The 23535-nt window shown below is 66.7% G+C and carries 20 protein-coding genes; 10 read left to right on the top strand and 10 right to left on the bottom strand.

What is annotated here, in order from left to right; translation table 11 throughout:
* The first annotated feature begins 9 nt into the window (after positions 1-9).
* The 3 genes from pcaB to pcaF are packed head-to-tail and all read left to right on the top strand — an operon-like array spanning position 10 to position 3572.
* A complete protein-coding gene (gene pcaB, locus ASE79_RS07815) occupies positions 10-1167 on the top strand; it encodes a 3-carboxy-cis,cis-muconate cycloisomerase (protein ID WP_235516805.1) in 1158 nt (385 codons plus the stop codon).
* Between the two features lie 4 nt (positions 1168-1171).
* Positions 1172-2362: a 3-oxoadipate enol-lactonase gene (gene pcaD, locus ASE79_RS07810; RefSeq protein WP_056414349.1), complete on the top strand. Its 1191-nt coding sequence runs from the start codon at positions 1172-1174 to the stop codon at positions 2360-2362.
* 4 nt (positions 2363-2366) lie between these two features.
* Positions 2367-3572, top strand: coding sequence for a 3-oxoadipyl-CoA thiolase (pcaF, locus tag ASE79_RS07805; protein WP_056414346.1), 1206 nt, complete (start codon positions 2367-2369; stop codon positions 3570-3572).
* A 17-nt stretch (positions 3573-3589) separates the two neighbouring features.
* On the opposite strand, the gene uxuA is transcribed toward pcaF, so the two are convergent.
* The 5 genes from uxuA to ASE79_RS07780 all read right to left on the bottom strand — a co-directional run bounded on the left by uxuA (position 3590) and on the right by ASE79_RS07780 (position 10644).
* Positions 3590-4765 (bottom strand): mannonate dehydratase, encoded by a 1176-nt coding sequence (uxuA, locus tag ASE79_RS07800; protein WP_235516804.1) that lies wholly within the window; start codon positions 4763-4765, stop codon positions 3590-3592.
* Between the two features lie 113 nt (positions 4766-4878).
* Complete coding sequence (locus ASE79_RS07795) at positions 4879-5676, bottom strand: FadR/GntR family transcriptional regulator (protein WP_082445172.1); 798 nt, start codon at positions 5674-5676, stop codon at positions 4879-4881.
* 172 nt (positions 5677-5848) lie between these two features.
* Positions 5849-9028: a TonB-dependent receptor gene (locus ASE79_RS07790; protein WP_200910353.1), complete on the bottom strand. Its 3180-nt coding sequence runs from the start codon at positions 9026-9028 to the stop codon at positions 5849-5851.
* A gap of 471 nt (positions 9029-9499) precedes the next feature.
* Positions 9500-9937, bottom strand: coding sequence for a response regulator (locus ASE79_RS07785; RefSeq protein WP_056414339.1), 438 nt, complete (start codon positions 9935-9937; stop codon positions 9500-9502).
* 29 nt (positions 9938-9966) lie between these two features.
* The gene (locus tag ASE79_RS07780; RefSeq protein ID WP_235516803.1) at positions 9967-10644 is read right to left on the bottom strand and encodes a Crp/Fnr family transcriptional regulator; all 678 of its coding nucleotides are present in this window, start codon (positions 10642-10644) and stop codon (positions 9967-9969) included.
* Between the two features lie 335 nt (positions 10645-10979).
* Between ASE79_RS07780 and ASE79_RS07775 the strand changes: the two genes are divergently transcribed.
* Positions 10980-11750 (top strand): Crp/Fnr family transcriptional regulator, encoded by a 771-nt coding sequence (locus ASE79_RS07775; RefSeq protein ID WP_082445170.1) that lies wholly within the window; start codon positions 10980-10982, stop codon positions 11748-11750.
* A gap of 37 nt (positions 11751-11787) precedes the next feature.
* On the opposite strand, the gene ASE79_RS07770 is transcribed toward ASE79_RS07775, so the two are convergent.
* Positions 11788-12099, bottom strand: coding sequence for a hypothetical protein (locus tag ASE79_RS07770; protein WP_156359599.1), 312 nt, complete (start codon positions 12097-12099; stop codon positions 11788-11790).
* A gap of 92 nt (positions 12100-12191) precedes the next feature.
* Here ASE79_RS07770 and ASE79_RS07765 point away from each other — a divergent pair, with 92 nt between their 5' ends.
* Positions 12192-12854, top strand: coding sequence for a Fe2+-dependent dioxygenase (locus tag ASE79_RS07765; protein WP_056414332.1), 663 nt, complete (start codon positions 12192-12194; stop codon positions 12852-12854).
* A gap of 87 nt (positions 12855-12941) precedes the next feature.
* Positions 12942-14747, top strand: a complete 1806-nt coding sequence (locus tag ASE79_RS07760; RefSeq protein ID WP_056414329.1) for a DUF885 domain-containing protein — start codon at positions 12942-12944, stop codon at positions 14745-14747.
* A gap of 31 nt (positions 14748-14778) precedes the next feature.
* Here ASE79_RS07760 and ASE79_RS07755 read toward each other — a convergent pair whose 3' ends face one another.
* The 4 genes from ASE79_RS07755 to ASE79_RS07740 are packed head-to-tail and all read right to left on the bottom strand — an operon-like array spanning position 14779 to position 19518.
* Positions 14779-15888, bottom strand: a complete 1110-nt coding sequence (locus ASE79_RS07755; protein WP_056414326.1) for an ABC transporter permease — start codon at positions 15886-15888, stop codon at positions 14779-14781.
* The gene (locus ASE79_RS07750) at positions 15885-17021 is read right to left on the bottom strand and encodes an ABC transporter permease (RefSeq protein ID WP_056414323.1); all 1137 of its coding nucleotides are present in this window, start codon (positions 17019-17021) and stop codon (positions 15885-15887) included. The genes ASE79_RS07755 and ASE79_RS07750 overlap by 4 nt, the downstream gene beginning before the upstream one ends.
* Positions 17018-18019 (bottom strand): HlyD family secretion protein, encoded by a 1002-nt coding sequence (locus ASE79_RS07745; RefSeq protein WP_056414320.1) that lies wholly within the window; start codon positions 18017-18019, stop codon positions 17018-17020. Before ASE79_RS07745 ends, ASE79_RS07750 begins: the two co-directional genes overlap by 4 nt.
* Positions 18016-19518, bottom strand: coding sequence for a TolC family protein (locus ASE79_RS07740; RefSeq protein WP_056414317.1), 1503 nt, complete (start codon positions 19516-19518; stop codon positions 18016-18018). The genes ASE79_RS07745 and ASE79_RS07740 overlap by 4 nt, the downstream gene beginning before the upstream one ends.
* A gap of 466 nt (positions 19519-19984) precedes the next feature.
* Between ASE79_RS07740 and ASE79_RS07735 the strand changes: the two genes are divergently transcribed.
* Genes ASE79_RS07735 through ASE79_RS07720 form a run of 4 tightly spaced genes read left to right on the top strand, consistent with a single transcriptional unit; the run spans position 19985 to position 23533 of the window.
* Complete coding sequence (locus tag ASE79_RS07735; RefSeq protein ID WP_056414314.1) at positions 19985-20566, top strand: SRPBCC family protein; 582 nt, start codon at positions 19985-19987, stop codon at positions 20564-20566.
* A complete protein-coding gene (locus ASE79_RS07730; protein ID WP_056414310.1) occupies positions 20566-21744 on the top strand; it encodes a zinc-dependent alcohol dehydrogenase in 1179 nt (392 codons plus the stop codon). Before ASE79_RS07735 ends, ASE79_RS07730 begins: the two co-directional genes overlap by 1 nt.
* A gap of 14 nt (positions 21745-21758) precedes the next feature.
* Positions 21759-22544 carry an SDR family NAD(P)-dependent oxidoreductase gene (locus ASE79_RS07725; RefSeq protein WP_056414306.1) on the top strand — a complete coding sequence of 262 codons (786 nt, stop codon included), beginning with the start codon at positions 21759-21761 and terminating at the stop codon, positions 22542-22544.
* A complete protein-coding gene (locus ASE79_RS07720; RefSeq protein ID WP_056414303.1) occupies positions 22541-23533 on the top strand; it encodes an SDR family oxidoreductase in 993 nt (330 codons plus the stop codon). Before ASE79_RS07725 ends, ASE79_RS07720 begins: the two co-directional genes overlap by 4 nt.
* The last annotated feature ends 2 nt before the right edge of the window (positions 23534-23535 follow it).

Below are 23535 nucleotides of genomic sequence, written 5' to 3'. Positions count from 1 at the left end.
GCCCGCATCATGACCGATAGCCGCATGACCGATCTGTTGCGCACCCGGCCGGTGACGACGCCCGCGATGCTGGCGGTCTTCTCCGATCGCACGACGATCGCGCACGCGCTGGCGTTCGAGTCCGCGCTGTCGCAGGCGCAGGTCGGGACCGGCGTGATCCCGCCCGATGTCGCGCAGGCGATCGCCGACGCCTGTGCGAACCTCGTCATCGATCCCGCCGAGCTCGCCGACGAAGCGGCGCTCGCGGGCACGCTGGCGATACCGCTGGTCGCGCGTCTGCGGGCAGCGGTCGGCGGCGAGGCCGCGGCGGCGGTGCACAAGGGCGCGACGAGCCAGGACGTCGCCGACACCGTGCTGATGCTGCAAGCCCGTGCGGCGGCGGATCTGGTACTCGCGGATCTTGCCCGCGCGACGGTCGCGCTGGCGGATCTGGCCGCACGACATGCCGAGACGCCCGCGATCGGCCGCACCTTGTTGCAGGACGCGCTGCCCGTCGCGTTCGGCTTGCGGATCGCGCACTGGATGGCGGGGATCGAGGATGCGGCGACGCGGTTACGGCGCGATGTCGCGGATCACGCACTCCTCCAGCTCGGCGGTGCAGCCGGGTCCCGCGCCGGCCTGAACGGAACGGGCGAGGCCGTGGCGGCGCACATGGCGCACATGCTCGGACTCGGCACAGGAGCCCCGTGGCATGCGCGCCGGATCGGCGTCGCGGCGATCGGCACCAGCCTGGCGATGGCGATCGGCGCGCTCGGCAAGATGGCGCGCGACGTCGCGTTGCTGTCGCAGAACGCGGTCGGCGAGGCGCGAGAGCCCGCCGTCGCAGGACGCGGCGGATCATCGGCGATGGCGCACAAGCGTAATCCGACGGGGTGCCAGGTCGCGCTGTCGGCGGCGATCAGGGCGCCCGGTCTTGCCACCTCGCTGCTCGGCGGTCTGCCGCAGGAAGAGGAGCGCGGGCTCGGCGGATGGCAGGCGGAGACACCGGTCCTCGCCGACCTGTTCCTGCTGGCCGCGGGATCCGCCGCGGCGATGGCGGATATCGCGGAGGGGTTGGAGATCGACGCGCCTGCCATCGCCCGCAACCTCGCCGCCGCGGGGATCGGCACCGACATCGGCGACAGCGCCGCGATCGTGCGCGCGCTGATCACCCGCCAACAAGGATAAGGTCATGCCATTTGCAGTCCGCGAGGCGGTGCGCCTCTATTGGAAGCTCGACGGCGCGCCGGATCTGCCGGTGCTCGTCCTGCTTAACTCGATCGGCACCGACATGGCGCTGTGGGACACGAGCGTCCCGCACCTCCTGCCCGCGTTCCGCCTGTTGCGGATCGATACGCGCGGGCATGGTGCATCGGATGCGCCGGCGGGCGATTATACGCTCGCGATGCTCGCCGACGATGTCGTCGCGGTGATGGACGCGGCGGGCGTGACGAACGCCGCGATTGCGGGCGTGTCGCTCGGCGGCATGATCGCGATGGAGCTGGCGTTGCGGCACCCGACGCGAGTCACAGCGCTCGCGCTGATCTGCACGTCGGCGACGATGGATGCAGCCGCGTGGCAGGCGCGCATCGCCAAGGTCCGCACCGAGGGCACGGTCGCGATCGCCGACCTGGCCATGGGGCGGTTCCTGTCGCCGAAATTTGCCGAAACGCATGTCGGTGCGACGCAGAGCGTGCGCGCCGGGCTGATCGCGATGGCGGATGACGGCTATGCCGGATGCGGCGCGGCGATCCGCGACATGGCGGTGATCGAGCGGCTGCCCGGTATTGCGGTACCGACGCTGGTCGTCGCCGGCGACCGCGACACCTCGACGCCGTTCGCCGGGCATGGCGAGCATATCGCGGCAGCGATCCCGGGCGCAACGGTCGTCCATCTCGATGCTGCACATCTGGCGCCGATCGAAACCCCGGCTGCGCTCGCCGCGAGGGTGCGCGGCTTCCTCGCGCCGAACGACGCCAAGCGGGATGCGGCGGATACCCTGTTCGAGGCAGGGCTTCTCAACCGGCGCCGCGTGCTGGGCGACGCTTGGGTCGATGCTTCGCTCGCCAAGCGCACCGCCTTTACCGCCGACTTCCAGGCGATGATCACGCGGATCGCGTGGAACGAGATCTGGGGGCGCCCGGGGCTCGACGACCGCAGCCGCCGCTTCATCGTGCTGGCGATCACGGTCGCGCTCGGCCGCTGGGAAGAATTCGCGCTGCATGTCCGGACCGGACTGATGCGCGACGGCTTCACGCGCGACGAGTTGAAGGAAGTCCTGATGCAGTCGGCAATCTATGCCGGCGTGCCTGCGGCCAACACCGCCTTTGCCGAGGCGGGCAAGATCATCGCCGAACTCGATTCCGCCATCGTACAGGACTGACATCATGGCCGACGCCTTTCTCTGCGACGCGATCCGTACCCCCATTGGCCGCCTCAACGGATCGCTCGCGCAGGTCCGCGCGGACGATCTGGCCGCACTGCCGATCAAGGCGCTGATCGCGCGCAATCCGAGCGTCGACTGGGCGGCGGTGGACGACACGATCCTGGGATGCGCGAACCAGTCGGGCGAGGACAATCGCAACGTCGCGCGGATGGCCGTCCTGCTGTCCGGACTGCCCGAGGCGGTTTCGGGATCGACGATCAACCGGCTCTGCGGATCCGGTCTCGACGCGATCGGATCGGCCGCACGCGCGATCCGCAGCGGCGATGCGACGTTCATGATCGCAGGCGGCGTCGAGAGCATGACGCGCGCGCCCTATGTCATGGGCAAGGCGCAGGCCCCGTTCGATCGCGCACAGAAGCTGGAGGACACGACGCTCGGCTGGCGCTTCGTCAATCCGGCGATGCAGGCGGCATACGGCGTCGATACCATGCCGCAGACTGCCGAAAACGTCGCCGAGCAATGGCAGGTCAGTCGCGAAGATCAGGACCGGTTCGCGCTGGCCAGCCAGCAAAAGGCCGCCGCTGCGCAGGCGAGCGGTCGCTTCGCCGCGGAGATCGTGCCCGTCACGCTCGCGCAGAAGAAGGGCGACCCGATCCTGTTCGCCGCAGACGAGCATCTGCGCGGCACCAGCCTGGCGGCGCTGGCGTCGTTGAAACCGGTGGTCCGCGCCGACGGCACCGTCACCGCGGGCAACGCATCGGGCCTCAACGACGGTGCCGCAGCGACGCTCATCGCGTCCGAGGCGGCCGCCGCGCGCCACGGCCTGACGCCGCGCGCGCGGATAGTCGCGATGGCGGCAGCGGGTGTCGCGCCGCGGGTCATGGGCGTCGGCCCGATTGAGGCGGCGCGCAAGCTGATGCGGATCGGCGGCATCACGCTCGACCAGCTCGACGTGATCGAACTGAACGAAGCGTTCGCCAGCCAGGCGATCGCGACGCTGCGCGACCTCGACATCGATCCGTTCGACGATCCGCGCGTCAATCGCAACGGCGGCGCGATCGCACTCGGCCATCCGCTCGGCATGTCCGGCGCACGGATCACGATGAGCGCCGTCGAGGAGCTCCACCGTACCGGCGGCCGCTATGCGATGGCGTTCATGTGCATCGGCGTCGGCCAGGGGATCGCGTTGCTGCTCGAACGCGTGTGACCGCTAGATAGCGTTGCCTATGACGAAGCCGCGCCGCGTGCGTAGCGGAGCCCCGTTTCCAACCCGCGCAACTCCGCCAGTCCGCGTAACCGCCCGATCAGCGAATAGCCCGGATTGGTGTGCCGGTTGAGATCGTCCGCCATCTGGTGACCGTGATCGGGACGCATCGGCAGCGATTGCCCGGTGCGCGCCTGCAACGCGACAAGTTCGGCCATGATTGCGGGCATGTCGGCGTCGCCCTCCAGATGCGCCGCCTCGTGGAACGCGCCGTCGAGTTCGCGCTGGACGGAGCGCAGATGGACAAAGCCGATGCGGTCACCGAGGCGTCGCACCATGCCGGGCAGGTCGTTGTCCGCGCGCACGCCGAACGATCCGCTGCAAAAGCACAGCCCGTTGGCGACGGAGGGCACCGCCGCGAACAGCGCGCTCACATCGGCCTCGGTGCTGACGACGCGCGGCAGACCGAAGATCGGAAAGGGCGGATCATCGGGATGCACCACCAGCCGGATGCCCTCGGCCTCCGCGACCGGGCACACCGCCTCGAGGAACGCGACGTGGTTGGCCCGAAGCCGCGCCGCATCGACATCGGCATAGGTCTCGATCTGCGCGAGCAGCTGCGGTGAACTGAAGCTCTCCTCGCTGCCCGGCAGCCCGGCGATGATCGTCCGCTCAAGCGTCGTCCGCGCTGCGTCGTCCATGCCCGCAAAGCGTTCCGCCGCCGCCGCGACGACGTCCGGCGCATAGTCCCGCTCGGCACCGGGGCGACGCAGGATGTGGATGTCGTACACCGCAAGCGCGCGAAGCTCGAACCGCAGCGCGCGTGCGCCGTCGGGCAAGGCCCAGCTCAGGTCGGTCCGGGTCCAGTCGAGCAGCGGCATGAAATTATAGGTGACCACCTCGACGCCCTGCCCCGCCAGGTTGCGCAGGCTGGCGACATAGGCCTCGATCAACCGATCCCAGTCCGGCGACCGGGTCTTCAGCGCCTCCGCGACGGGCAGGCTCTCGACCACTTTCCACTCGAGCCCGGCGTCCTCGACGATCCGGCGTCGTACGGCGATCGCGTCTGCGGTCCAGACCTCGCCATTGGCGACCTCGTGCAGCGCGGTGACGATCCCGGTCGCACCGGCCTGGCGGATGGCATGCAGCGGCACCGGATCGTTCGGGCCAAACCAGCGCATGGTCTGGGTCATCATCATGTGCCGCCTATCCCCGTATCAAGTCGTCGCGCGCCTGACGCACGATCCACCGTGTCGACCCAAGCTATAGAATTGGTCTGACATGTTGCAAGTCCTGGCTGACGTTAGCGCTACGCGCCGGTGCCGCTGCCATAGCGTTGCCGCGTTTCGGCCAGTGCGAGCCGGGCCTGTTCCATCGCCATTTCCTCGGTCTGGAACAGCAGGTGATCCATGACCGACGTCAGGTGCGCACGCATTGCCGCGCGCGCGCCGGCCGCATCGCGCGCGCGCAAGGCCTCGACGATCACCGCATGTTCGGCGACTACCGGGCGGACCTTCGCATTGCGCGCCTTGGCGTGAAGCAGCGCGCATTCGGGGGATGTCGACCGCAAATGCCACAGATCCTCGATCGTGCGTACGACACCGGCGTTCCGCGTCGCCTTCGCGATCGCCATGTGAAAGTCGCGATCGGCGACTTCGGTGACTTCGGCGAGCAGGTTTTCGGTCGTCATCGCCTCGACCAGCGCGTCGAGGTGCGCCACCTCCGCATCGGTGATCTGCGCCGCTGCCAACGCCGCCGCCTCGCCCTCGAACAGGATCCGCGCCTCGGTCAATTCGAACGCGGTGATCGCGAAGCCGGGCTCCTCCCCCTGCCCCGGAAGCCTGGAGACATACGCCCCGGAGCCGACGCGAACCTCGATGAAACCCTGCACTTCCAACGCGATAAGCGCCTCGCGGACGGCGGGCCGGCTCGCGCCGTATTCGGTCGCGAGTTCACGTTCCGCGGGCAGGCGATCGCCAATCGCATAGGTTCCGCCGGTCAGTTCCTCGACCAGCCGCCGCGCGATCCGCTGGTACAGGCGATGATTGGCCGGCGCGTCGTAGGGGCCGTTCGCAGATACAATGGTGCGTGATGCAGCTTTCGCCATCGGACTTACCAATCTCAAATTGCTGCAGATGCTACTACAGGACGCGGCCGCCTGGAAAGGCCATCGTCGCACGGCGCGACGACCGAGGCTGAGCTTTGACCACCTCGTCGCGCGACCCTCGGGCGCATCGTGCCGTCGGGGCGGCCGCATCGCGACCGCCCCGCCGATCGTCCTAGAAGGTCCCGCGCAGACCGATCAGGAACTGACGACCCGGCTTGTACTGCGTGAAGGTCGCGTTCTCGAACTGGAAGTACGACCGCAGCGTCGCGTTGGTGAAGTTCGCGACGTTGATCGTCAGCTGTGGCGCGTTCTTCAGGCCGAAGATCTTGTCGAGATCGAACGACGACGAGAAGTCGTAGGTCGTATAGTCGGTGCCGAACAGTGCCGCGGCCGGGATGCCGTTCTGCGCCGTACCGCTGTTCTGCGATCCTTCGCGCGACGTCGTCGACACGCGGAGCATCACGCCATGCTTCTCATAATAGCCGGTGATGTTGTAGGTGAACGGCGCCACGCCGAACGCCTGTGCCGGACCGTCGCTGCGCTGGTCGACGATCGTGGCGTTGGCGTTGAAGCCGAAACCGGTGATGCCGATGTGCTTGGTCAGGAAGTCGAGCGGCTGGACCCACTGGAATTCGAGGCCGTTGATCGTCAGCTTGTTGGGGACGTTGACCTGCGAGGTGACCTGCACCTGCGCGACGGTCGGGCCGCCGCGCGAGTTGAGCGCGATCTGCTGCGTTGGGTTCAGCGTGTCGTAAGTGATGCCATATTGCGCCAGGTTCGAGAATGGCACGGTGGCGATGGCGGTGTTGGTGAACCCCTCGATCGACTTGCGGAACGCGTTAAAGCTGACGACGCCTTCGCGGCCGGTATAATATTCAAAGCCCAGGTCGAGGTTGGTCGACATGTACGGCTTGAGCGCCGGATTGCCGATCGATGCCTGATCCGCCGACGGCGCACCAAAGTTGACGCCAGGCAGCTGCGCGGACGGATCGGGACGGGTCATCGTCCGCGATCCCGCGACGCGGACCACGGCATGCTCGCTGACGTCATAGGCGAACGTCGCTGCGGGCAGCCACTTGGCATATTCGTTGCGCGTCGACACGTTGCTGACCAGGTTCGGATAGCGGCTGCCATCGGGCAGCGCCGCGCCGGTCGACGTCGTGTTGCGCGGATCGGGCAACGACACGCGTCCGGTGATCGTCTGGATCGTGTTGACGTAACGCACGCCGACGTTGAACCGCAGCATGTTGCCGCCGAGTTCCTGCGCGCCATTCAGCGTTGCGAACGCCGATTTGACGACTTCGCGGATCGCACCGCCGCTCGCGCCGGTGTTCGCCGCACCGGTTTCGGGCGCGTTGTCGTGGTAGAAATCATAGTTGCTGGCGGCCGCGAACTTCGGCCAGTCGACCGTCACGAACCCTGCCGGACCGGGGCTGAGATAGCCCGGCACCGCCGAATTGGGGATCAGCGAGCCACCATAGGTCACCGGCCCCGTCATGCCGGCGGTCGCCCCGGTGCCATAGCCCGGATAGGTCGGATAGCCGGCGGGTGCCGCGCCCGGTGCGTTCAGGCCGGCGCACGGCGGCTGCGAGTTGGGCGAGCCGACAAAGACGCTGGGGTTGTTGCCGCAGACCGCATTCTGCCACGCCTGGCTGTTGTCAAAGCCGGTGATCCGGCGCGACACGTCGTCGAACGCGCCGCCGACCTTCAGGTTGAGCCCCGTGCCGCCCCAGGTCAGGTCACCGCGCGCGCCCTTGCTCTTGTTGAGGCGGCGCTCGTCCTGAATGTTCACGCGGCTGCCCGCGTTCCAGCCGAAATTCGCCGGATCGTTGAGGTCGAGCCCGCTCTGGATCGTCGGAATGCCGTTGCCGCTATTGGTATAGGTGACGGTGTTGCCGACGCCGAGCGGAGTCGTCAGGCCGACCGACGGGCTTTCGCGATGGAAGGTCGAGCGCGCGTAATTGCCCTGCAGGTTAAGCTTGAGCTTGTCGGAGATGTCCCACTCGCCGCCCGGATTGATGCTGAACAGCTTCGTCGTCTCGGTATAGGGACGGAATTCGTTGAAGAACTGCGCATTGGCGAAGGTACCGCCGGTGACGACGCAGCCGACCGTGCAATCCGCCTTGTCGAACGTCAGGTTGGTCGGGATGATCGCGCCGTTGCGGACGATCCACGCCACGTTCTCGCGGATCAGCTCGTTCTTCTTGTAGCCGTACAGGCCGTCGATGTAGAAATGCAGCGTGTCGGTCGGCTGCCACTCTGCACTGACGATCGCGTTGAGACGATCTCGCGGTCCGCGGATGCTGGTCGAACGCCCGAGCCGCGGGAGCAGCGCGTTGTCGATCTGCTGGATCGTCGCACCCGGATTGTTCGCGAGCAGGAAATCCTGATTAATCACCGTGCCGGCGACCAACCCGGCGCCAGCGCCGGCCGGGACCAGTCCGGGGATGGTCCAGTTACCGCCGCTGGTGCTATTGCAGCTCGTGTTGTTGGCACGGCACTGGGCGGCAAGTGTCTGTGCAGCGGTAGGGGTGTTTTGGACGCCGTTGGTTGTACCGGCGATGCTGTTGGGGGTCGACAGGGCCGGATTGGTATAGCCAATCGTCTCGAACCCTCGCGTGTCGGTGAAAAGCCGCTGCGCCGACACGCCGGCGAGGATGCCGACCTTGTCGTTGCGCCAGCTGCCGATCAGTGACCCGCGCGCGCCGATCCGGTCCTCGGGCGACTGCTTGGTGCCCTGCACGTTATAGGCCAGGAACGAGGTCGCCCGATCGAACGGCCGTGCCGAGCGCAGGTCGATATTGCCCGCCGCGCCGCCTTCGAGAAGATCGGCGGTGTAGCTCTTGTTGACGGTCAGCTTGGTGAACAGGTCGGTCGGGAAGAAGCTCAGATCGACCGATCGATCGGTGCCCTGCGCATCGGTCGCGCCCGACGAGGCCACCGCGATCGTCGCGCCGTTGAGCGTCACGTTGGTGAAGTTCGATCCAAGTCCGCGGATCGCGACGTTGGTGCCTTCGCCGGTCACGTCGCGCGTGATCGTGATGCCGGGGATGCGGTTGAAGGATTCGGCAATGTTTGTGTCGGGGAACTTGCCGATATCTTCGGCGAAGATCGAATCGGTGAAGCCGGTCGACGCGCGCTTGGCATTCGTCGACTTGGCGAGGCTGGAGCGATAGCCGGTGACGACGATGTCGTTGCTGCTCGCGGCGTCGATCGCACCGGGGCTCTGATCGGCATCGGGCAAGCTCGCGGCGGGCGGCGCATCGCTGGGTGTGGCGGCGGCGGGTGCGCCGTCCTGCGCCACGGGGGGCGATGGATCCTGCGTCGGCGGGATGGTCTGCGCCGTTGCCATCGTCGCGCAAAGCGCCGCCAATGTCGTCGCACACAACAAGGCCGCGCGTGTCAGGCCAGGTGCCGTCTTATAAGGTACCACGATCAGGATCCTCTCTGAAACCTCGCCGTCGTTGCGGCGAGAAAGCATGTTTTGGTGGGTGTCTGGAGACGCGTCAGGCGTCGCGAAGCACAAGGCGTCGCGGCATGGTGATCGAACAAAACTGAAGCGCCAAAACCATCCAACCCCCCGATCACGCCCGTCTGTAGCAGGCTATTGATAGCGCTATCTTACGGCGTGCGGTGACCGAGTCAAGGCCTTCCGGCATGGCCAATTTCAGGGGTTTGCCACGGTGGGTGCGATACCATGGGGTGCCGTCAGGCTATTTCTGCATGACCAATTCGTTCGGCGTCGTATCGATGCACAGTGCGTCGCATCGACGGGGCGGGTTGCGGCACCTCCCCGGCAGTATCGGACGTGCGGGATCGGACGTTACATTCCCAGGACGGAGATGATCGCCTTTTGCAGATCGCGTTTGCCGTAAGGTTTGCGCACGACGAGGCTGGCGTCGAGATCGGCGCTCAGCCCTGCATCCGTGCCATAGCCGCTTGCGAAGAAGAACGGGATCGACTCAGCGCGCAGCCGCCGGGCGATGCCCAGGCTCGTATCCTCGCCGAGATTGATGTCGAGGATCGCGATCTCGACCGTCTCGCGGTCGAGGATCTTGCTGGCGCTCTCGACATGCGATGCGGTCCAGATGCGGCGTGCGCCGAAGTCCTCGAGGAAGTTCTCGACGGTCAGCGCGACGATCATATTGTCCTCGACCAGCAATACGGCGAGGCCGTTCAGCGGCTGGGAAACAGGATCCGCCTTGCGGACGCCATCAGGTGCATGCGCGGGCATGTTGCGCTCGATGATGACTCTGCCCAAGTCGATCCGGATCGGTCGGCGCGATCACGTCAGGCATGATAGCCGCCGTTCAGGATCGAGGACGGGCCATGTTCCGTCTCGAGGTGCAGATAGTCGGTGACGAAATCGCCGACCGCCGACAGCGCCTTCCAGTCCTCAATCGTGATCGAGCGCTTGTCGCGCGTGATCAGCCCATCGGCGCGCAACTTCTGCAGCGTGCGATTGACGTGGACGGGGGTGAGGCCCGTCGCATCGCCCAGCTGCTCCTGCGTCATCGCCAGTTCGTAGCGGTTTCCGGTGATCAGCCCGGCGGCATGGAGGCGGACGGCGATCTCGCAGAGCAGGTGCGCGACGCGCGTCCGCGCATCGCGCCGGCCGATATTGGCGATCCATTCGCGCGAGATCGACCCCTCCACAAGCGTTTCGCGCCACATCGCCCGACCGATCGCCGGGTGTGCAAAGGCAATGTCCCGTACAGCGTCCGCGGCGACAAAGGCGACAGTCCCCGCCGTCAGCATCTGAATGCTGTGGTCGGCCTTGCCGAGGAACGCGTGCTGAAGATCGAGAATTTCTCCGGGGATGTCGACCGACAGGATTTGCCGACCGCCATTGCCGAGGACCTTGCTTCGAAATGCAAAGCCGGACAGCAGGATAGAACAGGTCTTCGTCAGATCCTGCTCCCGGATGATGTACGCCGAAGGCACCATCTGCTTTACATAGAACGGCATTCTTAGAAATGCAGAGCGATCGCCTGCCGACAATGCCGATCGCCGCTCAAGTCTTTTTAACGCCGGCGCAAGAATATCGTCTGCTATCAGAGACATCGCGGTTACACCGTTGCGGTAACGCGCAACCCATGCAGTTCAATTATTGGCTGCATCAGGAGTTTTAAACGATGTTATGCGGTAATTCTCTGCGCTAGATCACAGTGTTCGTAATTTAATTACCGACCACGAAGCGTTGATCGCAACCCAACGGATGACATGTCGCGCGTTGCCCATCGCCGCCGCCCGTGCGTTGAGTGAGAGTGGTTGGCATTTCGCCTCGACCAGATCGGACGACAATGCGCAATCCCTGGGCTACGAAGATGGAGCAGTTCACCGCGTTCACCGCGGACGAACGCACGCGTCTCGATACGGTGCTGGCGTCGAGGCAGCAGGCATTTCAGGCGCAGGAAGACATCATCGCGGATGGCGCACACTCGGATTACTGCCATGTCCTGCTCACCGGACTTGCCTGCCGGTACAAGATCCTGCCCGACGGCGAACGGCAGATCATGGCGTTCCTTGTCCCGGGCGATCTTTGCGATGCGGAGATCTTCATCCTGAAGAAGATGGATCACGCGGTCGGGACGCTGACCGCCAGCACGACCGCGATGATCCATTCGAGCGAAATGAGGACGCTGCTGCGCGAGGCGTCACCCATTTCCGAAGCCCTGTGGTGGGGTACGATGACGGATCTCGGGGTATTGCGCGAACGGATCATCGATCAAGGCCGGCGCGACGCGACGGAGCGGCTTGCGCATCTGCTCTACGAAATGCTGGTACGCTATAGGGTCAGCGGGGCGACCGAGACCAACGCGATCGACTTTCCGATCACCCAGACAGACCTTGCCGATGCCACGGGGATGACTCCGTCGCACGTCAACCGCGTCCTTCAGAGGTTCCGCGAGGATGGGCTGATCGAGCTACGCAGCCGGACGTTGACCATCGCGAATCCGGCTCGCCTGAAGTCGCTCGCGCAATTCAGCGCGGCGTATCTCCATCTGGACGGGACAGAGGCTAAGGACCCGTCCGTCTTTGCCAGGGCGGGAGACCTGATCTCGGTTCCCTGAGGCGTCCCGCGCGCGTACGCGGGGACGCCTCGTGGGATCAGCGTTCGCCCTCGCCGCCTTCGCCGCGCTCGTTTTCGCCACCTTCATATTCGCCTTCGCCACGCTGGCCGGCATGCTGTTGCGCAGCGCGCGCGCGGCGCGGATTGCGAACGACGTGGCGCGACTTGGTCGGGCGGACGACCTGCCGTCCCTCGCCTTCGCCTTCCCCCTCGCCGCGCTCGCTTTCGCCGCCTTCACCGATCTGGTCGACCGACGTCGCCAACGGCTTGGCGGTGGCTTCGGTCAGCATCGCCTGGCCCGACTGCGCGACCACGAAGGCGCCGACGCCCATCCACAATTTCGTACGCATACTCTGTCCCTTTACTCACCTGGCGGTTGCTGCCTGGAGTCAAACTGTTAGGCCGCGCGTTCCGACGTCATGCCGATGCCACGGGATTCCTAATGCTGATCATGATTGCCAACGTTCTCGACGCCGACAATCTCCAGTCGCTGCGAGATAATCTCGCGGCGACCCGCTATGTCGACGGACGCCAGACGGCGGGCCGCGAAGCCAGCCCGGTCAAGCGCAACGAGCAGGTCGACCGCGCCGACCCGCGGCTGGTGGAGATGCAGGACCTTGTCGTCGACCGCCTGCTCGCCAACCCGCTGTTCCGGATGGCGACGCGACCGCACGTGGTTCGCCCACCGCTGTTCAGCCGCTACGAGCCGGGCATGGCCTATGGCAGCCATGTCGACGACGCGATCATGGGGGGCATGCGGACCGACGTGTCGGTTACCGTGTTCCTCTCCGATCCCGCCACGTACGAAGGCGGCGAACTGGTCATCGAGTCCGCGGCGGGCGAACAGGACGTGAAGCTGGCCGCGGGCGATGCGGTCGTTTATCCGACGACCGCGCTCCACCGCGTCGCGCCGGTGACATCCGGCGAACGGTTGGCCGCGGTCACCTGGGTCCGCAGCCTGATCCGCGATGCAGAGTCCCGCGAACTGCTCTTCGATCTGGAAACCGCCCGCCACGCGCTGTTCGAACGCCTCGGCAAGACGCCGGAGCTCGACCTGCTGGCGAAGACCCAGTCCAATCTCCTGCGGCGCTGGGCCGAGGATTGATGAACCAAAGCGTACAGCGCCTGCAATTCGGTTGCGACCGCACCGGGCTCCGGTAGACAGTCGGGCATAGATCACCGGGAGTGTTCCATGCATCGCCGTCAATTTCTCGCCTCCACCAGTCTCTTGTCCGCGGCCGTCGCCCTGCCGGGGGCGGTTAGCGCCGCGTCGCGGTCCCGCGACGCTGATTTTCGCGCGATGCTCGATCGGTTCTTCTACGAACGGTTGCAGGATAGCCCCGAGCAGGCGACATCGCTCGGTCTCGATACGGGCGCGCGAGCGGGGCTGAAGTCGCGGCTGGACGACACGTCCCGCGCCGGCGAGGCGAAACAGTTTGCGCGGGCCACGCAGGAGCTGGCGGCGCTGAAGAGCGTGCGACGCGACGCACTGAGCCCAACGGCGCAGCTGGATTACGATGTCGTGCAGTATAGCCTGGAACGGGTTATCGCGGGACAGCGCTATGCGTTCGGTGCCAGCGCAGGTCGGTACGCGCCCTATGTCCTGTCGCAGCTGACGGGTGCCTATCGCAACGTGCCAGACTTTCTGGCCAACCAGCACAGCATCCGGAATGCCGCCGACGCCGACGCCTATGTCGCGCGGGTGCAGGCGTTCGCTGGTGCGATCGACGCGGAAACCGACCGCCAGCGCGAGGACGCTGCGCGGGGCGTGTTTGCCCCGGACTACATCCTGGATACCACGCTCAAGCAACTCGCGGCGGTCCGCGACAAGGCGCCTGGTGTAAGTGGCCCGGTGACCGATCTGTCGGCCAAGCTCAAGGCCGCCGGTCTGCCGCCCGAGCGCGCGGCGGTCGTGGCCCGCCTTATGGCCGATCAGGTGTTTCCGGCGCTGGACCGGCAGCGTGCGCTTGTCACCGAGCTGCGCGGGCGCGCCGGGCACGATGCGGGCGTCTGGCGTCTGAAGGATGGCGACGCCTATTATGCGGCGGCGGCCAGCGCCGCGACCACGGTTGAGATGACCGGTGACGAGGTTCACCGGCTCGGGCTGGCGCAGGTGGCGGAGATCGGCGCACGCGTCGACCGCCTCCTCCAGTCGCAGGGGCTGACGCAAGGCAGCGTCGGCGAGCGGCTGGTGGCCATGAACAAGCGCCCCGATCAGCTCTATCCCAACACCGATGCCGGTCGCGAGCAACTGCTCGAGCAGCTCCGCGGTCAGATCGCCGCCATGACGAAGCGGCTGCCCGAGCAGTTCGCCGTCCTGCCACGGGCGCCGGTCGAGGTCCGCCGCGTCCCCGAGGCCATTCAGGCAGGGTCGCCCGGCGGCTATTACCAGTCCGCCTCGCTCGATGGGACGCGGCCCGCGATTTACTTCATCAACCTGCGCGATACGTTCGACCGGCCAAAATTCGGTTTGGCGACGCTTAGCTACCATGAGGCGGTGCCGGGCCATCATCTCCAGGTCATGTCCGCGCTCGAAAGCGAGGACATTCCGCTGATCCGTCGTCGCGGGTTCTACTCGGGCTATTCCGAGGGATGGGCGCTCTACGCCGAGCAGCTCGCCGACGAGATGGGCGTCTATGACGGCGATCCGCTCGGGCAGATCGGCTATCTGCAATCGCTGCTGTTCCGCGCGACGCGCCTGGTGGTCGACTCCGGCATGCATGCCAAGCGCTGGAGCCGCGAGAAGGCGACCGACTATCTCATCGCCACCACGGGGATCGCGCGCGGGCGCAGCCAGGGCGAGATCGACCGCTATACGGTCTGGCCAGGCCAGGCGTGCAGCTACAAGATCGGCCACACCGTCTGGGTGCGGCTGCGCGACGAGGCCAAGCGCAAGGCCGGTGCGAACTGGGATCCCAAGGCGTTCCACCGGTTGCTGACGATGGGCGCGATGCCGCTCACGGTCCTGGAGAAGGTCGCCCGCGAGCGGCTGGGATAGTCGGAGGCAATCTCGGCAGGCGCCGAGCTGATCAGGGTCCGACGGGTGCCGATCGCACGCGCGCTCGTCGGGTCAGCCTATAGCCCGCCACCGATCCGAATACCGCCAGCTGCACGACGAGGATCGCGAGCGCGCCGCGGACCTCGCCGAGCGATGCGCCCATCTGGTTGAGCGGAATGAAGATGTGCATCGCGGGCGTGGCCGGTATCGTCCAGGCGATCGCCTGCACCCAGCCGGGCATCGCGACGAGCGGCCATGCGAACCCCGACAGGAAGACGAACGGGATCGAAGTGGGAATGAGCAGCTTCAGCGCGTCGTCGCCGCTCCGCACCATGCTGCCGACCATCAGCGCCGCGGCGGCGACAGTCGCGGCGAACAGCGGGACGGTCAGCAGCAACGCCGGTATGTTGCCGCCGTGCGGAATGTCCTGAAGCCAGTAGACAAGGCCGAAATAGAAGAGCGTGCTCAGCGTGCCGATCGTGGCGCAGGCGGCCCAAACGCCCAGCACCGCGCGCCGATGGTGCTGCCACCGGCCGGTGCGCCGCCGCTCGGCCACGAAGCGCGCGGCCGCGAACAGCAAGGTCTGTTGCAGGATGATATTGGCGACCGCCGGGAAAATATAATCGCGATACCCTTGCGTCGTGTTGAACAACGGCCGCGTGACGACCGGCGTCAGGCCCGGTGTCGCCACGCCCGGCGCGCGGGCCTCCAGCGTGGCGCCGATCGCGGTCGCGATCGTCTTGCCGACCGCCTCCGCGCGCAGAAGATACGCGCCATTGAGCCAGACCGCGATCCCCGCGCCCGGCCGCCCCTTGGCCACCGACGCGCCGACATCGTGCGGTATCAGCAGGATACCCTCGACCTGCCGGCTGCGGACGAGCGCGCGCGCCGCCAGCATGTCGGGGGCATATGCGGCGATCTCGACCTCGTGCGCCGCCTCCAGGTTGCGGATGATCGCGCGCGACAGCGGGCTGCGATCGGCATCGACGACCGCGATCGGCAACCGCTCGACGACCTGATGCGCATAGGGCGCCGGATAGTAGAAGGCGTAGAACAGCACGGAGACCACCGCGACTGCGACCAGATCGCGCGTCCGCAGGATCTCGAGCAGCGCGCCCTCGAAGGCGTGGCGGAAGGTCATGCCGCCTTCCGCGCCTGGCGCCGCAGCAGCAGCGCCGCGCCGCCGCCCGCGATGAGCGCGGCGAGGAGGAGGATTGCCGCCTGTTTCGCCCAGACCGCGAGATCGACGCCGATCGCCTGATCCATTTCGAGCGTGACATAATGGGTGAGCGGCAGGATCGCGCTCCAGATCCGGGCGAAAGCAAGGCCGCCGGTGATCGGCAGCGACGCTCCCGAATAGGCGAGCGCGGAGCCGGCATAGATCACGCTGGCGGACAGGCTGGTAGCGACCTCGCCGGTCAGCAGGATCAGCAGCGCCGCGATCGCCGCGCTTGCCACGAACAGCAGCAGCCCGCCGATCGCGACGAGCCCGATCGCGCCGGTGAACGCAAAGCCCTGCCCCAGCGTGAGCCACACCAGCCAGAGGCACAGCCAGGCGGTACCGATCGCGACATGCGGCACCAGACGCCCGGCGACGGCGAGCACCGGCGAACCGACCCGCGCCGCCCAGCCCCCGAGCGAACCGTCGACCAGCTCGCGCCCGAGCGATGCAGCCGCAGTCACCGCGATCAGCAGATGCAGGACCGCCGGACCGATCAACAGGCCGAGATACCATTCGAGGCTCGCCGACGCGTTGCCGAGCAACGTCACCTCCACCCCCGGCAACGGCACGCGGAGCAGTGCCACCCCCGCCAGCCCGGATTGCGACGGCGCCTGTCGGGCGAGCTCCGCGGTGATCGTCGCCTGGAGCAGTGCCGAGGTCAGCGCGCCGGTCGACAGGAACGCGGTCTGGTAGAAGATCTCGACCGTGGGCGGGGTCGCCGCACGCCGGGCGCTGCCAAGACCGCGTGGCAGGACGACGACCGCGACCGCGCGTTCGCGACGGATCGCCGCGAACGCTTCCGACGGCGTCGATACGCTATCGATCACGCTCAGCGTAGCCACCGAACTGACGGCGTGTACGATCGCGCGTGACGCGGTGCTGCGATCCTGGTCGACGATCACCACGCCGAGCCCGCGCGGCGACCCCTGCGACATCATCCCACCCATAACGAGCAAGCAGACCAACGGGACCAGAGTCAGCAGCGCGAGATCGAACCGGTCGCGCCACAGATGCGCGAGCTCCTCGACCAGCGCGGCGCGGAACGCGGTCATCGTGGCCAGTCGAACAGCACGCTCATACCCGGCCGCAGATCGGCCACGCGCTCGACCGGTCGCAGTTGCACGCCAAAGGCGCGCACGTCGTAGCCGCTCGACTGACGCGTCGCGCGGACGGTCGCGAATTCGGCCTCCGGCGCGATCCGGAAGACGCGGAACCGGATGTCGCGCGCCAGCGCGGGAACATGGCCGATCAGGATCCCGCCGGGGTGGATCCCGGCATAGTGGCTCTCCCGCACTGTAATCTCGACGCGCGGATGATCGATGTCGATCACCTGATAGGCGGGTAGCACCGGGCTGACGATCTCGCCGGGCTGGAGCAATTTGCGCGAGACCTCGCCGGCGATCGGCGACACCAGCCTGGTCTCGTTCATCAGCGACTGTGCGGTCGACAGCCCCGCCTGCGCGATCCGGACCTGCGCGGCGGCGGCCTGCTTGTCCTCGCTCCGCGTGCCCGCCAGCGCTTTTTCATATTGCAGCCGCGCGGCCTCCGCCGACCGCTGGCTGCTGTCGCGCGCGGCATGTGCCTCGTCGCGCCGCTGCGCCGCGATGACGCCCTCGGCATAGAGCGTGTCGGCGCGGCGGCTCGACGTCGCACCGAGCGTCGCGGCGGCCTGCGCCGACTGCCAGATCGCGCGGAGCGACCCGACATCCTCGCTGCGGGCCCCCGCACGCGCGACCGCGTCCAGCGCGCGCGCAGTGTCGAGCGCGCCCTGCGCCTGACGTTCGGCATTGCCCAGCTCGGGGCTCGACAGCGTCGCCAGCACCTGCCCCGCCTTCACGCGCGCGCCCTCGTCGACGAGCAGCCGGTCGACCCGCGCCAGCGCCTTGGTCGCGACGTTGACGCTGTCCGCCTCGACCATGCCCTGGATCTGTTCGGGCGCCGGGCGGCTGGCCAGCCATAATCCTACGCCAACGATCGCCACGACGACGACGAGGCCGACATAGAGAAGGATGCGTGCGCGGCGTGTGGGGGGTGCGGTGGGATCACTCATTGTCCGGTTCCGTAGACGAGGCGCTGGTCGGCGCGCGCGAAGTGGCTGCCGAACGCGTCGAGCCGGCTGGCCGAGGCGAGCAGCCCGGCGAGCGCGAGATCATATTCATAGGCGACCGCGATCCGCTGCGCCTCCGCGGTATCGAGCGCGGCCTGCGCGGCGATCACCGGCGTCGCGGTCCCCTCGCCTTCGCGAAACGCGACCGACTGGACTCGCACATTCTCGCGCGCCGCGGCGATGCTGCTGTCGAGCAGGACGAACGACCGCCGCGCGCCCTCGACGAGATTATACGCGCGGATCGTCGCGCTGGTGGCGATACGACGGGCCTCCGCGGCGGTGTCGGCCGCCGCCGCAGCCTGCGCGCGCGCGGCATCTTCGGTACGCCTGCGATCGATGTTGGACAGGATCGTGTAGCGGACGCCGACGCCGGCGATCCAGTCGGGCTCGATCGGCAATGCGTTCGAGCGGTTGAGATTATATTCCCCGAACGCATAGGCCTGCGGCAGACGCCTGGAGCGGGCGAGCGCGACGCCGGCATCGGCGATCTGGCGCCCGGCATCCGCGGTCCGTGCTTCGGGCGCGCTGCCCTCGCTGCCGAGGAACGTCTCGACCGGCGCGAGGGGGCGGGTCTGCACGAACAAGGCTGTCGTCGGCACCACCGTGTCGAGATCGAGCAGCCGCGCCAGTTCGTCGCGCGCAGTCGCGCTCGACAGCTCGGCACGCTGATAGGTCCGCTCGGCGGTGTCGCGTGCGACCTGCACCTCCAGCGTGCGCGCGTGCGGGATCACGCCCGCCGCCTCCAGCTTGCGTGAATCCGACGCGATCTTGTCCAGCGCGTCGCGGCTCCGCCGGGCCGCCTCCAGCAGTCCGGCGGCGGCCTGCTGCCCGAAATACGCGCGGATCAGGTTGAGCCGCGCGAGATCGACGACCTGCGCACGACGCCCTTCCGCCATCGCGACGCCGCCTTTCGCGGCGCGCTGGACCGCGGGGATCGCGCCGCCAGTATAGATCGGCAGTGCGGCCTGCACGGTCGGCCGAAACACCTCGTCGCGGAAGCGGTAGCTGAGCTGATCGGGGATCGCATCGAACAGTCCCGGCAGCGCCTGCGAGAGACGGCCGCTGATCTCGCTCGCGATCTGCTGGAACGCGGGCGGTACGCTCCCGGGAAACGCGGCGAGGAAGTCCTGCGTGTTGCCTAGCGCCGCGCTCTTCTCTCCGGTCACGTCGACCGACAGAGTCTTCTGGTAAACCAGATATTGCGCGGACGCGGTGACGATCGGCCGGTGCAGCGTCCGCACCGCATCCGCCCCAGCCTTCGCCGCATCGACGCCGTGATCGGCCGCACTGATCGCGCGCGAGCTACGATCGAACCGCAATTGCGCCGCGTCGAAGCTCAGCGCGGTCGGTCCGGTCTGCGCGGTCTGGCCATTGGCCGCTGACGCAAGAGATGCCGTCAGCGCGATCGCGATCGACCAGTGCCTCGTTACCCCCAACCGCATTGCCTTCGAATTCCTTGCCCCGTTCGCTGGAACGCGGGGCGGTGCCGGTGGCCGCCCGCCGTTCCATGAGTTCTGTTATGCCGAACGGCGTCCTTGAGCAACGTGGCGCCTGCAGGCTGCGTGCCGGGAAGCGGGCTGGCCGCGCGCTGCGTATTTTGATCGCACAGCAATCCGATTGCTCGCCCTGAGGCAAGACGCTCACAACCTCGATCAATACAATTTTGTTATCTGCGGACGAGCGGAACGAACAACAATTCCCGCTGTTCTACTCGCGGTGGAGAAACATGGTAAATACCAAATAACGACGGCGCGCTTCCCTGCGGGGAAGTCGGTCGAACCGGCCACTGCGCACATAGCGAAGTCCTAAAGGTTCCGCCGTTCACCAGAGTAACAGCTGCAAAAATAGCATCGTGACGAAGTCAGATCTTGATTTGATCGTCGCTCACCAAACAGAGGATCAACCGACATGACGGATAGGAAAACCGATCATACCGACGACGCCCCACCGACGACGTGGAAGAAAGGCGATGCTCTGGCGGAGTCCGCAATCCCCGGTGAGCAGGGAAACTCTCTGGTTGCGCGCGCGGTTACGATCAATCGGCCGGTCGGTGAAGTCTTCGCCTATTTCCGCGACTTTGCGAACCTGCCGACGTTCATGGAAAATGTCGAGCGGATCGACATTCTCGACGCGAAAAGGTCGCACTGGGTCGTGAAGGCCCCTGCTGGCAAGACGGTCGAGTGGGACGCCGTGGTGACCGAGGAAGCGCAGGACAGCGTCATCGCCTGGACGTCCGAGCCCGGCGCCGATGTCGCGAACAGCGGCCGGGTCGAGTTTCGCGACGCCGGCGCGCGCGGCACCGTCGTCACCGCGACGATTGCTTATGATCCGCCCGGCGGAATCGTCGGCAAACTGATCGCCAAGCTGTTCCAGCGCGAACCCGCGATCCAGGCGCGCCGCGACCTGCGGCGCTTCAAGCAACTGATGGAAACCGGCGAGATCGCGACCGCCGCGATGACCCGCAAGCAGCACGAAGAGGAGATGGCCTGATGCGCGCTGTGGCATGGCACGGTAAGCATGACGTCCGCGTCGATACCGTCGACGACCCCGAGATCATCAACCCACGCGACTGCATCATCAAGGTCACCGCGACCGCGATCTGCGGCTCCGACCTGCATCTCTACGACAATTATATCCCGACGATGCGGGCCGGCGACATCCTCGGCCACGAGTTCATGGGCGAGGTCGTCGAGGTCGGCGCGAAGTCGACGCTGAAGAAGGGCCAGAAGGTCGTCGTGCCGTTCACGATCGCGTGCGGCAGCTGCTATCACTGCAGCAAGCATCAATATTCGGCATGCGACAACGGCCTTCCCGCCGACAATCAGGACATCGCGCAGGAACTGTACGGCCAGCCGATGGCGGGGCTGTTCGGCTACAGCCACATGACCGGCGGCTATGCCGGCGGTCAGGCGGAATATGTCCGCGTGCCGTTCAGCGATGTCGGGCCGATCGTGATCCCGGACGGCGTCGACGACGAGAAGGTGCTGTTCCTCTCGGACATCCTGCCGACCGGCTGGATGGCGGCGGAGAATGCGCAGATCGAGCCCGGCGACACGGTCGCGGTCTGGGGCTGCGGCCCGGTCGGTCTGTTCGCGGTCCAGTCGGCATTCCTGATGGGCGCCGAGCGCGTCATCGCGATTGACCATTTCCCGCACCGCCTCGAACTCGCGAAGAAGTTCGGCGCCGAAACGATCAATTACGAGGAAAGCGCGGTCTACGAGGCGCTGATGGTGATGACCGGCGGGATCGGCCCCGACGCGGTGATCGACAGCGTCGGGCTGGAGGCACACGGGTTCTTCGTCGACAACGTGCTCGACCAGATCAAGGCGTCGACCTTCCTCGGTACCGATCGTGCGCATTCGATCCGCCAGGCGATCATCGCCTGCCGCAAGGGCGGGCGCGTGTCGATGCCGGCGGTCTATGGCGGGTTCATCGACAAGTTCCCGCTCGGCGCGCTCATGGAAAAGGGCCTGACGCTCAAGACCGGCCAGACGCATGTCCAGCATTACATGCCCGCGCTGCTCAACGCGATCATGGAAGGCAAGATCGACACGACCTTCCTGATCTCGCACCGGATGGACTTGGAGGACGCCCCCAAGGGCTATGACATGTTCAAGAACAACCAGGACGAAGTGACCAAAGTCGTGCTGAAACCCGGCTTCAATTGAGAGGATTTGACGACATGGCCGATAAATTCGCAATCATCACCGGTGCCTCGACGGGTATCGGCTTCGAACTTGCCACGCTCGCCGCAAAGGATGGCTACGACATCCTCGTCGTCGCCAACGAAGCGCTGATCCAGGCCGCCGCCGCCGACTTCAAACAGTTCGGCACCGACGTCACCGCGGTCGAGGCGGACCTCTCGACGATCGAGGGCGTCGACGCGCTGCTCGCCGCCACCAACGGCCGCAAGGTCGACGTGCTTTGCGCGAACGCCGGCCAAGGGCTCGGCCACGGCTTCCTCGACCAGGCGCTCGCCGACTGGCGCAACGTGGTGGATACCAACATCACCGGCACGCTCTACCTCGTCCAGAAGGTGCTGCCCGCGATGGTCGCGCGCAACGACGGCAAGGTGCTCGTGACCGGATCGGTCGCAGGCTATATCCCCGGTGCCTTCCAGGCGGTCTATAACGGCTCGAAGGCGTTCATCGACAGCTTCACCGAAGCGCTGCGCAACGAGATCAAGGAGGCGGACGGCGTCACATTGACGACGCTGATGCCCGGCCCGGTCGACACCGAATTCTTCGACCGCGCCGACATGAACGACACCTCGGTCGGCACCGATCCGAACAAGCGCGACGCGGCCGATGTCGCCAAGGACGGTTGGGATGCGCTGATGAGCGGCAAGCCGTCGGTGTTCTCGGGGCTGATGACCAAGGTCCAGGGGGTGCTGGCCAACGTCATCCCCGGATCGGTGCTCGCCGAACAGCATCGCAAGATGGCCGAGCCGGGCAGCGCCAAGTCGTGAGCGGGTCCGACCATGTGAGCCGGCGCGGTCTCGTCGGCGGCGCGGCGGTCGGCCTCGCGGCTGCTGCCGTCCCCGCGTTCGGCCAGGGCGCAGCGGCTGTGTCCGATACGCCGCTGACCGATCCGACCACGCAATATCCCAAGCCCCCATTCGCACGCCAGTCGCAGCCGTTTCCGGGGCTTGCGAGCAAGATGACCCCGCGCCCCGATCACGGCGAGACCAGCTACAAGGGCTCGGGCCGGCTCAAGGGACGCAAAGCACTAATTACCGGCGGTGATTCCGGCATGGGCCGCGCGGCGGCGATCGCGTTCGCGCGGGAAGGCGCCGATGTCGCGATCGCGTACCTCCCCGCGGAGGAACCCGACGCGCGCGAAGTCGTCGCACTGATCCGGCAGGCTGGGCGCAAGGCGGTCGCGATCCCGGGCGATCTGCGCGACCGTGCCTATTGCATGCAGCTCGTCGATACCGCGGTGAAGCAGCTCGGCGGCCTCGACATTCTCGTCAACAATGCCAGCCGGCAGCAGCAGAAGCAGTCGTTGCTCGATATCACCGACGAGGATTTCGACGCGACGATGAAGACCAACCTGTACGGCATGTTCTACGTCACCAAGGCCGCGCTGCCGCATCTGAAGCCCGGCTCCGCGATCATCCAGACGACGTCGGAACAGGCTTATGATCCATCAAAGGATCTGGTCGACTATGCGATGACCAAGGCGGCGATGATGAACTTCACGAAGTCGCTGGCCAAGCAGCTCGGGCCGAAGGGTATCCGGGTCAACGGCGTGGCCCCTGGACCGATCTGGACGCCGCTCCAGGTCTCGGGCGGCGCGACGATGGAGAAGCTGCAGCAGTTCGGCGGCAATACCCCGCTCGGCCGCCCCGGGCAGCCGGCCGAACTGGGCTCGATCTACGTCCAGCTCGCCGCGGCGGACGCGAGTTATGCCAATGGCCAGATCTATGGCGCCGCGGGCGGTAGCGGCCAGCCGTGACG

The organism is Sphingomonas sp. Leaf28, from assembly GCF_001421685.1.
GTDB lineage: Bacteria > Pseudomonadota > Alphaproteobacteria > Sphingomonadales > Sphingomonadaceae > Sphingomonas > Sphingomonas aurantiaca.
The sequence above is the reverse complement of the archived record's forward strand: the minus strand, read 5'-3'. Positions and strand labels throughout refer to the sequence as shown.

Excerpts from the sequence above, each read along its gene's own strand:
- ASE79_RS07740 (WP_056414317.1), bottom strand. The coding sequence starts at position 19,518 with ATGCGGTTGGGGGTAACGAGGCACTGGTCGATCGCGATCGCGCTGACG.
- pcaF (WP_056414346.1), top strand. The coding sequence starts at position 2,367 with ATGGCCGACGCCTTTCTCTGCGACGCGATCCGTACCCCCATTGGCCGC.
- ASE79_RS07780 (WP_235516803.1), bottom strand. The coding sequence starts at position 10,644 with ATGCCGTTCTATGTAAAGCAGATGGTGCCTTCGGCGTACATCATCCGG.
- ASE79_RS07750 (WP_056414323.1), bottom strand. The coding sequence starts at position 17,021 with ATGACCGCGTTCCGCGCCGCGCTGGTCGAGGAGCTCGCGCATCTGTGG.
- pcaB (WP_235516805.1), top strand. The coding sequence starts at position 10 with ATGACCGATAGCCGCATGACCGATCTGTTGCGCACCCGGCCGGTGACG.
- ASE79_RS07790 (WP_200910353.1), bottom strand. The coding sequence starts at position 9,028 with ATGGCAACGGCGCAGACCATCCCGCCGACGCAGGATCCATCGCCCCCC.
- ASE79_RS07770 (WP_156359599.1), bottom strand. The coding sequence starts at position 12,099 with ATGCGTACGAAATTGTGGATGGGCGTCGGCGCCTTCGTGGTCGCGCAG.
- ASE79_RS07745 (WP_056414320.1), bottom strand. The coding sequence starts at position 18,019 with ATGAGTGATCCCACCGCACCCCCCACACGCCGCGCACGCATCCTTCTC.
- pcaD (WP_056414349.1), top strand. The coding sequence starts at position 1,172 with ATGCCATTTGCAGTCCGCGAGGCGGTGCGCCTCTATTGGAAGCTCGAC.
- ASE79_RS07735 (WP_056414314.1), top strand. The coding sequence starts at position 19,985 with ATGACGGATAGGAAAACCGATCATACCGACGACGCCCCACCGACGACG.
- ASE79_RS07730 (WP_056414310.1), top strand. The coding sequence starts at position 20,566 with ATGCGCGCTGTGGCATGGCACGGTAAGCATGACGTCCGCGTCGATACC.
- ASE79_RS07765 (WP_056414332.1), top strand. The coding sequence starts at position 12,192 with ATGCTGATCATGATTGCCAACGTTCTCGACGCCGACAATCTCCAGTCG.
- ASE79_RS07755 (WP_056414326.1), bottom strand. The coding sequence starts at position 15,888 with ATGACCTTCCGCCACGCCTTCGAGGGCGCGCTGCTCGAGATCCTGCGG.
- ASE79_RS07725 (WP_056414306.1), top strand. The coding sequence starts at position 21,759 with ATGGCCGATAAATTCGCAATCATCACCGGTGCCTCGACGGGTATCGGC.
- uxuA (WP_235516804.1), bottom strand. The coding sequence starts at position 4,765 with ATGATGACCCAGACCATGCGCTGGTTTGGCCCGAACGATCCGGTGCCG.
- ASE79_RS07775 (WP_082445170.1), top strand. The coding sequence starts at position 10,980 with ATGCGCAATCCCTGGGCTACGAAGATGGAGCAGTTCACCGCGTTCACC.
- ASE79_RS07795 (WP_082445172.1), bottom strand. The coding sequence starts at position 5,676 with ATGGCGAAAGCTGCATCACGCACCATTGTATCTGCGAACGGCCCCTAC.
- ASE79_RS07760 (WP_056414329.1), top strand. The coding sequence starts at position 12,942 with ATGCATCGCCGTCAATTTCTCGCCTCCACCAGTCTCTTGTCCGCGGCC.